Source organism: Arthrobacter sp. AK01 (genome assembly GCF_021109375.1).
Taxonomy (GTDB): Bacteria; Actinomycetota; Actinomycetes; order Actinomycetales; family Micrococcaceae; genus Arthrobacter.
The window spans coordinates 1-8433 of the sequence record NZ_JAJOHP010000118.1 but is presented as its reverse complement, the minus strand read 5'-3'; the positions used below and the strand labels follow the sequence as shown (position 1 = coordinate 8433).

Here is an 8433-nt window from a genome sequence, read left to right as displayed (position 1 = left end):
CTTTCATCACGCCCCCCGCGGCCCCCTTTTTGTGGGGGCGCCCCCCCCCCGTCGTTCATTGCTTTGATGCCTTAGCGGGCTTCGAGCGCTGCCTTGGCCTTGGGGTCCGAGTCGTTCAGGAACTTCTCGATCCGCTCCGGCTCTTCAGCCTCGCCGATAGCGGAGGCCGCACGGCCCAGCGCGTAGAGCGCACGCAGGAAGCCCTGGTTGGGCTCGTGCTCCCACGGGATGGGTCCGACGCCGCGCCACCCGTTGCGGCGCAGGGAATCCAGGCCGCGGTGGTAGCCGACACGAGCGTAGGCGTAGGACTCGATGGTCCGGCCTTCGGCCCAGGCTTCCTCCGCGAGGATGGCCCACAGCAGGGACGACGTGGGGTTCTTCTCCACGAGGTCCAGTGCTTCCTTGCCGAGAGCCAGGTGCTGGTAGATCTCGGTTTCGGCGGGCAGGAGCGTGGGCTCCGGCCCCATCAGGTTCTTCCGGAATTCGTCCGACATTAGAAGGTCTTGCCCACCGATCCGAGCTGCTGGGCGGCTTCGACGATGCGCGCGGCCATACCGGCTTCAGCCGAAGCACCCCAAACGCGGGGATCGTAGGTCTTCTTGTTGCCCATTTCGCCGTCGATCTTCAGCACGCCGTCGTAGTTGGCGAGCATGTGCCCGGCCACCGGACGGGTGAACGCGTACTGGGTGTCAGTGTCGATGTTCATCTTGATGACACCGTAGGAAACAGCGTCAGCGATTTCCTGCTCCGTGGAGCCCGAACCGCCGTGGAACACCAGGTCAAACGGGTTTTCCTTGCCGATCTTCGCGCCAACCTCGGCCTGGATCTGCTTAAGCAGTTCCGGGCGGAGCTTCACGTTGCCCGGCTTGTACACACCGTGCACGTTGCCGAAGGTCAGCGCGGTGAGGTAGCGGCCGTTTTCGCCGGCACCCAGTGCCTCGATCGTGGCCAGCGCGTCCTCGGTGGTGGTGTAAAGCTTCTCGTTGATTTCGTTCTCAACACCGTCTTCCTCGCCACCAACAGTGCCGATTTCAACCTCGAGGATGATCTTCGCAGCAGCGGCACGCTCCAGCAGTTCACGGCCGATGCGCAGGTTCTCCGACAGGGTCTCGTGCGAGCCGTCCCACATGTGCGAGTTGAAGATCGGGTCCTTGCCGGCCTTGACGGCTTCCTCGGACGCGGCCAGCAACGGCAGGACGAAGTCCGCCAGCTTGTCCTGCGGGCAGTGGTCCGTGTGCAGGGCGATGTTGACGTTGTAGTTCTTGGCAACTTCGCGGGCGAACGCGGCGAAGCCCAGGGAACCGGCCACCATGTCCTTGACCGAAGCGCCGGACCAGTAGGCTGCGCCACCGGTGGAAACCTGGATGATGCCATCGGATTCGGCCTCGGCGAAACCGCGGATCGCAGCGTTCAGAGTCTGCGACGACGTCACGTTGACCGCGGGGAAAGCGAATCCGCCAGCCTTCGCACGGTCGATCATCTCGGAGTAAATCTCTGGGGTTGCAATGGGCATGGTGACTCCTATGCTGAATTCGTCTGTGGGTTGGTAACCCTGGAGTAGACCGCTTACGGCTAGCACCCATCCTAGCGATATCCGCCGGGACGCCGTGTTTCGGGTCACTGTGGCACTTAACACTTCCGCCGAGTTGGCACTCTTGCCATCTCGGCGCAGGGCTAAGCGACTGGCTGCTGGAACACGTGCCGGCGGACCCAGGCGTGCATGGCGATCGCTGCGGCCGACGCCGCATTCATGGACCGGGTGGATCCGAACTGCTCAATGGACAGGGTTGCGACGGCGGCTTCGTGCACCTCGGGCGTAAGGCCCGGGCCCTCCTGGCCGAACACCAGGACGCACTTCCTGGGAAGGTCGAAGGTTTCAAGCGGCACGGAATCCGGGAAGATATCGATGCCGATTACAGCAAGCCCCTCCCCCTCGGCCCACTGGACAAAGTCCTCAACGGTGGGGTGGTGGCGGACGTGCTGGTAGCGGTCGGTGACCATGGCCCCGCGACGGTTCCACCGCCGTCGGCCAATGATGTGGACCTCTTTGGCGAGGAACGCGTTGGCGGTCCGCACCACGGTGCCGATGTTGAGGTCGTGCTGCCAGTTCTCGATGGCGATGTGGAATTCGTGGCGCTTGGAATCAAGGTCGGCCACGATCGCCTCGTGTTTCCAGTACCGGTACTGGTCCACCACGTTGCGGCGGTCACCATCCCTCAACAGGTCCGGGTCCCAGTGCTCACCAAACGGCAACTCACCTTCCCAAGGCCCGACGCCGACCTCGGGTTTCGCTTCTGCCTCGCCGTCCGGTGTCGTTTCAGCAGGCGTGGGCAGGGCTGTGGTGGGGGGAAGGTCAGTCACCCCTCAACTTTAGCCCTGCCCTGTTGCCCGTTTTGATCGGGCTTCGGCCAGCGGACCTAGCCCATCTTCCACTTGTTGATGCGGTAGGAGTTGGCCAGCTGTTCGAAGAGCCCGGGGTGGGCATCCCAGTATTCCTTGTGTCCGCTGACGCCCAGCATCTGGGGTGTACCCCACGGTGTCACGGAGAACAGGTTGACGGCCTGGATTGCTTCGCCGCGGGCGTTGGTGCAGGTGAAACCAATGACTACTGCGGCGCCACGGCGGAATTCACGGATTTCCGGCATCGAGGTTTTGAAATCGGACGTGCACTTGTGGCCTACCAGGTTCTGGGGAAGTTCGGTGGCCGTCATGCCCTTGTACCGGGCCTCGATGTCCTCGATGGCCTTCTTGACCTCTGCGGGATCCTTGCCGAACTTGCCTTCCTCGGACTCCGCGAAGAATGCGTAGGCGAGCGCGATTCCGTCGCCGTCGGTCTCAACCGTGCCCTGGGCCTTCTTCTGGATCTCCTCACCCGTGGTGGGGTCCTTGGTGATGCCGAACGACTCATCGTGGGTCCATTCGGCAAGGTACTGGAAGGACGATTCGCCGGTGACCCACTTGCTGAACAGGGGGTCGCCGTCGGCCGGAACGTTGGTGGGTCCGGCGAATTCTTCCCATACTGCAGGCAACGGAATGGCGTCAGCGGGCATATCGGTGGACGCCGACGCGTCACCGGAGGGTTCCGGCTCGGCGGACGGCTCGGCGGACGGCTCAGCCGCCGCGTCCGACGCTGCGTCAGAGGATGTCACCGACGGCGTTTCGACAGCCGTGGGCTTGGTCATTGCGGGGATCAGCCATGTGAACGCCACGACCAACGCAATAATCACGACGACGGCGACCCCACCCAGGATGAGGAACAGGGACTTCCTGTTGTGGTCGCCCGGGTTCTGGCCGGGTCCGCCGGGCTGTCCGGGGTATCCGGGCTGTCCGGGTCCGCCGGGCTGTCCTGGGTATCCGGGCTGGGACGGGTTGCCTGCACCGGGCGGCGGGAATCCTGGCTGTCCCTGCGGCACAGTGTTGGACGCTGCTGGGAATGCCTGCGTCGGTGGCTGCTGCGCCGGGAACGCTTCAGTCTGGCCCTCAGGCTGGTACGTGGGCTGCGTCTGCCCCGGCTGGTACTGGCCATACTGGCCTTGGCCGGTGTCGTAGCGGGGCTGCGGCACGCCGTCGGGGTTGTAGGGAGGCTGCGGCACTCCGTTGTTGTTGCTCATGGACAGGCCCTTTCAGAGGTAGTGAGTGGGGACCTGCTCCAGCGCGGCGACACAAGAAATCCGCCGTGTCGATCCCCCGACCCACGGTGGTGGCACGCCTGCGCCGCCCCAAGCGTAGTCGAGCATGAGGCTCCAGGCGCAAGTCACAGCGGATAATCCGCATGGGCAGAACTACCCACATAAGAGGGATTGCAGGAGGTTAAGGGGGCGGATTGATGAAAGACTGGATGGCAGTGCATGAACAATCCCAGCCGGAGGCAAATATGGCAGAAGAATCCACGCCCCACACATCCACGTCCGTTTACCGGAACGGCCACGAAATCGAATGCTGGCTCACTGACATGGACGGCGTCCTGGTCCATGAAAACCAGGCGATCCCCGGCGCAGCTGAACTCATCCAGCGCTGGGTAGATACCTCCAAGCGCTTCCTTGTGCTGACCAACAACTCCATCTTCACCCCGCGTGACCTTGCCGCCCGCCTCCGTGCGTCCGGCCTGGAAGTCCCCGAAGAGAACATCTGGACCTCCGCACTGGCCACCGCCCAGTTCCTGAAGGACCAGGTCCAATCCTCGGACTCAGGCAACCGCGCCTACACCATCGGCGAGGCCGGCCTTACTACCGCACTGCACGAGGCCGGGTTCATCCTCACTGACACCGATCCCGACTTCGTGGTCCTCGGGGAGACCCGCACCTACTCCTTCGAAGCGATCACCATGGCCGTCCGCCACATCCTGGCCGGTGCACGCTTCATCGCGACCAACCCGGATGCCACCGGTCCTTCCAAGGACGGCCCCATGCCCGCAACCGGCGCCATCGCGGCCATGATCACCAAAGCGACCGGCCGCGAGCCGTACATCGTGGGCAAACCGAACCCCATGATGTTCCGCTCCGCCATGAACCAGATCGATGCCCACTCCGAGACCACGGCTATGATCGGCGACCGAATGGACACGGACATCGTGGCGGGCATGGAAGCTGGCCTGCACACGGTCCTGGTGCTCAGCGGCATCACCCAGCGGGAGGAAATCGTGTCCTTCCCGTTCAGGCCCAATCAGATCCTGAACTCCGTGGCCGACCTCAAGAGCCAAATCTAGAAGGATAGAACCATGGCTGTGCTCAATCTGCGTCCCCTGGCCGGCGGCCGGATTCTCAGGGGGAGCCAGCCCTTCGGTATGGATGCCGCTGCAACGTCCGGCTTCCTGGCGGAGCACGGCATCCAGGCCATCGTGGACCTGCGCAGCGAGCTGGAGCGGTCCTTGGTTCCATGGTTGATTCAAGACGACCGGTTGATTCAGGACGACGGGTTGATTCACGACGGCGGCGCGGTCCCGCCCGCCGTCGAACTCGTCAATAACCCACTGGACCCCAACGCCGTGGCGGGCTCGCTCCAGGCAGTCGAAACGGCCGAGGATCTTGGCGACCTTTATCTGGGCTGGATCCGGATACGGCCTGAGTGGGTTGCTGACGCACTGCGTCCCGTCGCCCGAGGCAAACGCACTTTGGTGCACTGTTCGTTGGGTAAGGACCGGACAGGCGTGGTGTCGGCGATCGGGTTCCTGGCATCCGGCGGGACCGAGGATCAAGTGGTGGCTGACTACGCCGCAACCACAGCCAACCTGCCGGATGTCCTGAAGATCATGGCAGAGACATGGCGCCTCAGCGTCCCGTCAACCCCGGCGGAGTACTTCAGCCCTGACCTCATGATCCTGCAAAGTCCCGAAGCTGCGATGCGGCGTTTTCTGGCCGGTTTCGCGCAGGAGTTCGGCGACGTTCACGGCTTCCTGCGCGAGGCGGGCCTTACCGCCGTCGAGGTTGATTCGCTGCGTGAAGCGCGCTGACCGGAGTAACCTACACCGGGCGGATAACCTTGCCATTCGGCTCCTGGAATGACGGTTCCTCGGGCTCGGGCGGGAGCGGCTGGAGCTCATTCTGGACGCGTTCCAGCAACGGACGGTACACACTCCCGTTCCATTGCGGGCTCGCGTGCGCTGGCCGGGCGCCCTCTGTGCTGAGCGTAGGCATCGCCATGTTGGCGCCGAACACCTTGCTCCACCCGGCGCGCGCAGACTCGTAATTCACGGTGCCGTCTTTGGAGTTGCCCATGAACGCCATCTTGGCGCCACCGATCTTTCCAGCCAGGCGGAGTCCGTCGAAGTGGTAGATGTACGCCGACTCCGTCTGGATCAGCACGCTGGAAGGGGCGATCGGCGAGAGCTGTTCCAGGCTTTGGTCGAGGATTTGCCGCCAGGTGCGCTCGTCCTTGTGCGCCACGCGCTCCCCCAGTTCATAGCCGCCGCGCAGGACCGACGGAATACGGAACCCGTTTTCGTACAGGAAGACCACGCCGTCGAACCAGCTCTGGTCCAAGACGTCCGCCCGGCTGAACGGGCTCGAGTCCAGGACGATCAACTGTGTTTCAACGCCGTGCAGCTCCAGCAGCCGGGCGGCCACTTGCGTGGCCAGCATCCCACCGAAACTGTGGCCGTAGAAGTACAGCTTCTCCAACTCCAGTTCACGGACGTGCAGGATGATTGCGCGGACGACCTCGTCCACGTCCAGGCCCAGGTTGGAATATCCGACGGCGGCCAGACGGCCGCGCTGGTGCAGGGCCGGGCGCAGGGTGTTGAGAATCCATTGAGCTTCTTCCCAGCTCGTTTTGTACCCGGGGAAGAGGATCCAGCTGGCCTTGGGAAAGTAAAGGTCCGAGTACGGATCCGGGACGCGGAGGATCTTGGTTGCCCGGCGCTCGGCCTGCACATGCCGGGTAAAGAGCATGTCCCCCGCGAGCGCTGCCGAGGCTCCGGCGGTGATGAGGAAGTTGCGGCGGGACGTCGTCTTGAGCCGGGCAGCGTAAGGCAGGATCCGGGCCCATGCGCCCGGATCCTCTGCCTTCCCCGCTTCTGGAGAAGCCGGCACCGGGAGGTTTTCGTCCACCTCCGGAGGTGCCGGGAGCTTCCCTACTTGAACGTCCACGCAGCAAGCATAGGCTTCGAAAGGCGGTGCCTCACAGCCCCGCAGTTTGTGTACAGCTGATGCCCTTAAGATGCGCCTTTAAGGTCAAGAGCTGTACAAAAACTCCTTAGCTGAGGCCCAGCTCGTCCTTGCCGAAAGCGAAGAGGTACGGCACACCGGTTTCGGCTTCGATCTTCTCTTTCGCGCCGGTGTCGCGGTCGACGATCACGGCGACGGCCACCACGTTGCCACCCGCCTTGCGGACACCTTCGACGGCGGTCAGGGCAGACCCGCCGGTGGTGGACGTGTCCTCCAGGACCACAACGTTGCGGCCTTCAACCGAGGGACCTTCCACCTGGCGGCCCATGCCGTAGGACTTCTGGGCCTTACGGACCACGAAGGCATCCACGGCACGCCCGGCGTCGGCAGCAGCGTGCATCACGGCGGTACCGACGGGGTCGGCACCCATGGTGAGTCCGCCGGCGCACTCAACTGAAACGCCGGCGTCGTCGATCATGGCCAACATGACCTGGCCCACCAGCTTGGAGGCCTCGTGGTGCAAGGTGATGCGGCGAAGGTCGATGTAGTAGTCCGCTTCCTTGCCGCTGGAGAGGATCACCTTGCCGCGGACCACCGCGAGTTCTTTGATGAGTTCAAGAAGGCGGGCGCGGGCAGCAGCAGTGTCAGGCGTGGAAGTCATGGCTCCTAGTTTAGTGGGAACGGAGCTTTGTGAAGGGCAGGGGCCGCCGTGGTGGAGCGGATCACCAAGCGGGGATTGACCATCTGTTCGCCGCTGCCTCCGTCTCCCTCCAGTTGCTGCAGCACCGCTTCCATGCAGCGGCGGCCCAATTCCTCGAAATCCTGCTTGATGGTTGTCAGTGGCGGCATGAAGAACTCTGCCTCCGGCTGATCGTCATAGCCCACCACGCTGATGTCTCCCGGAACCTCGTACCCGGCTTCCTGTACAGCCCGGAGGACGCCCACGGCCATCTGGTCGTTGGCGACGAAAACAGCGGTGATGCTGTGGTGTCGGAGGAGTTCCAGGCCGGCGCGGTAGCCGGATGCTGCGTCCCATGTGCCCTGGAGCAGAACCTCGGCTTCAAGGCCTGCACTGCCCAGCGCTTCCTGCCATCCTTTGATGCGTTCGGCAGCGTCGATCCAGTGTGGCGGTCCCGAAATGTGCGCAATATTCCGGTGCCCCAAAGCGATCAAGTGCTGTACAGCCAGACGGGCTCCCAAACGTTGATCCAGGGAGGCGCCGGTCAGCTGGTTTCCGGCACCCGCTCCCACGGCGACGATCGGCACGGGGACCGAAACGTCGCCCAGGACGGCCAGTACGTCAGGGTGCGGAACCAGGATGACGATGCCGTCCACGGATTGGTTTCGGAAGTGGGCGATGGCGTCGTTGACGCTGTCGCTGGTCACTTCGCGAAGGTTGGCGATGCTGACGAAGTACCCCGCTTCCCTTCCCGCCTGTTCAACACCCAAGAGGGTGTTGGCAGGCCCGAACTGGCCTGTCTCGCAGGCGAGCACCCCAATGGTCCGGGATCGCCGCGTCACCAGGCTGCGGGCTGCCGTGTTACGGCGATAACCAAGCACTGCGATGGCGGATTCCACGCGTTCCTTGGTCTTGCCGCTGACGTTCGGGTGGTGGTTCAGCACACGGGAGACGGTCTGGTGCGAGACACCTGCCATCTTCGCGACGTCGCTCATCACTGGCGGTGGGGGGGGGGGCGCGGCGGTTTGGTACGGTGTGTCCGGCTGGTGTGACGCCCCGGCGCCCCCGCCGGCCGGCGGGGCGCGGCCCGCGGGCGGGGCGGGGGGGCGGCGGGCCGCCCGCCCCCCCCCCCCCCCCCCCCTCCCCCTGATG

9 protein-coding genes are annotated in these 8433 nt (G+C 64.2%); 2 read left to right on the top strand and 7 right to left on the bottom strand.

The features are described from left to right. Positions 1–71 precede the first annotated feature (71 nt). The 4 genes from LN996_RS22950 to LN996_RS22935 form a co-directional block, all read right to left on the bottom strand. Positions 72–494: a DUF3151 domain-containing protein gene (locus LN996_RS22950; protein ID WP_159705111.1), complete on the bottom strand. Its 423-nt coding sequence runs from the start codon at positions 492–494 to the stop codon at positions 72–74. Next, positions 494–1513, bottom strand: coding sequence for a class II fructose-bisphosphate aldolase (fbaA, locus tag LN996_RS22945; RefSeq protein ID WP_024819363.1), 1020 nt, complete (start codon positions 1511–1513; stop codon positions 494–496). Before fbaA ends, LN996_RS22950 begins: the two co-directional genes overlap by 1 nt. Before the next feature lie 161 nt (positions 1514–1674). Further along, positions 1675–2361, bottom strand: coding sequence for a TrmH family RNA methyltransferase (locus LN996_RS22940; RefSeq protein WP_231343392.1), 687 nt, complete (start codon positions 2359–2361; stop codon positions 1675–1677). Positions 2362–2417: 56 nt separating this feature from the next. Continuing rightward, positions 2418–3611, bottom strand: a complete 1194-nt coding sequence (locus LN996_RS22935) for a hypothetical protein (RefSeq protein ID WP_231343391.1) — start codon at positions 3609–3611, stop codon at positions 2418–2420. Positions 3612–3874: 263 nt separating this feature from the next. Here LN996_RS22935 and LN996_RS22930 point away from each other — a divergent pair, with 263 nt between their 5' ends. Next, positions 3875–4705: an HAD-IIA family hydrolase gene (locus tag LN996_RS22930; protein WP_090826227.1), complete on the top strand. Its 831-nt coding sequence runs from the start codon at positions 3875–3877 to the stop codon at positions 4703–4705. A gap of 12 nt (positions 4706–4717) precedes the next feature. After that, on the top strand, positions 4718–5449 hold the full coding sequence (locus LN996_RS22925) for a tyrosine-protein phosphatase (protein WP_231343390.1): 732 nt from the start codon (positions 4718–4720) through the stop codon (positions 5447–5449). A 10-nt stretch (positions 5450–5459) separates the two neighbouring features. Here LN996_RS22925 and LN996_RS22920 read toward each other — a convergent pair whose 3' ends face one another. The 3 genes from LN996_RS22920 to LN996_RS22910 form a co-directional block, all read right to left on the bottom strand. Beyond that, positions 5460–6584 (bottom strand): alpha/beta hydrolase, encoded by a 1125-nt coding sequence (locus LN996_RS22920; RefSeq protein WP_231343388.1) that lies wholly within the window; start codon positions 6582–6584, stop codon positions 5460–5462. A 106-nt stretch (positions 6585–6690) separates the two neighbouring features. Next, positions 6691–7263 (bottom strand): orotate phosphoribosyltransferase, encoded by a 573-nt coding sequence (pyrE, locus tag LN996_RS22915; protein ID WP_231343387.1) that lies wholly within the window; start codon positions 7261–7263, stop codon positions 6691–6693. 5 nt (positions 7264–7268) lie between these two features. Next, entirely contained in the window at positions 7269–8276 is a 1008-nt protein-coding gene (locus LN996_RS22910) for a LacI family DNA-binding transcriptional regulator (protein ID WP_231343386.1), read from the bottom strand. Positions 8277–8433 lie beyond the last annotated feature (157 nt).

Bases quoted from the DNA above. Each gene is read 5' to 3' on its own strand.
- LN996_RS22950 (WP_159705111.1), bottom strand. From the start codon at position 494: ATGTCGGACGAATTCCGGAAGAACCTGATGGGGCCGGAGCCCACGCTC.
- fbaA (WP_024819363.1), bottom strand. From the start codon at position 1,513: ATGCCCATTGCAACCCCAGAGATTTACTCCGAGATGATCGACCGTGCG.
- LN996_RS22935 (WP_231343391.1), bottom strand. From the start codon at position 3,611: ATGAGCAACAACAACGGAGTGCCGCAGCCTCCCTACAACCCCGACGGC.
- LN996_RS22930 (WP_090826227.1), top strand. From the start codon at position 3,875: ATGGCAGAAGAATCCACGCCCCACACATCCACGTCCGTTTACCGGAAC.
- LN996_RS22925 (WP_231343390.1), top strand. From the start codon at position 4,718: ATGGCTGTGCTCAATCTGCGTCCCCTGGCCGGCGGCCGGATTCTCAGG.
- pyrE (WP_231343387.1), bottom strand. From the start codon at position 7,263: ATGACTTCCACGCCTGACACTGCTGCTGCCCGCGCCCGCCTTCTTGAA.
- LN996_RS22910 (WP_231343386.1), bottom strand. From the start codon at position 8,276: ATGAGCGACGTCGCGAAGATGGCAGGTGTCTCGCACCAGACCGTCTCC.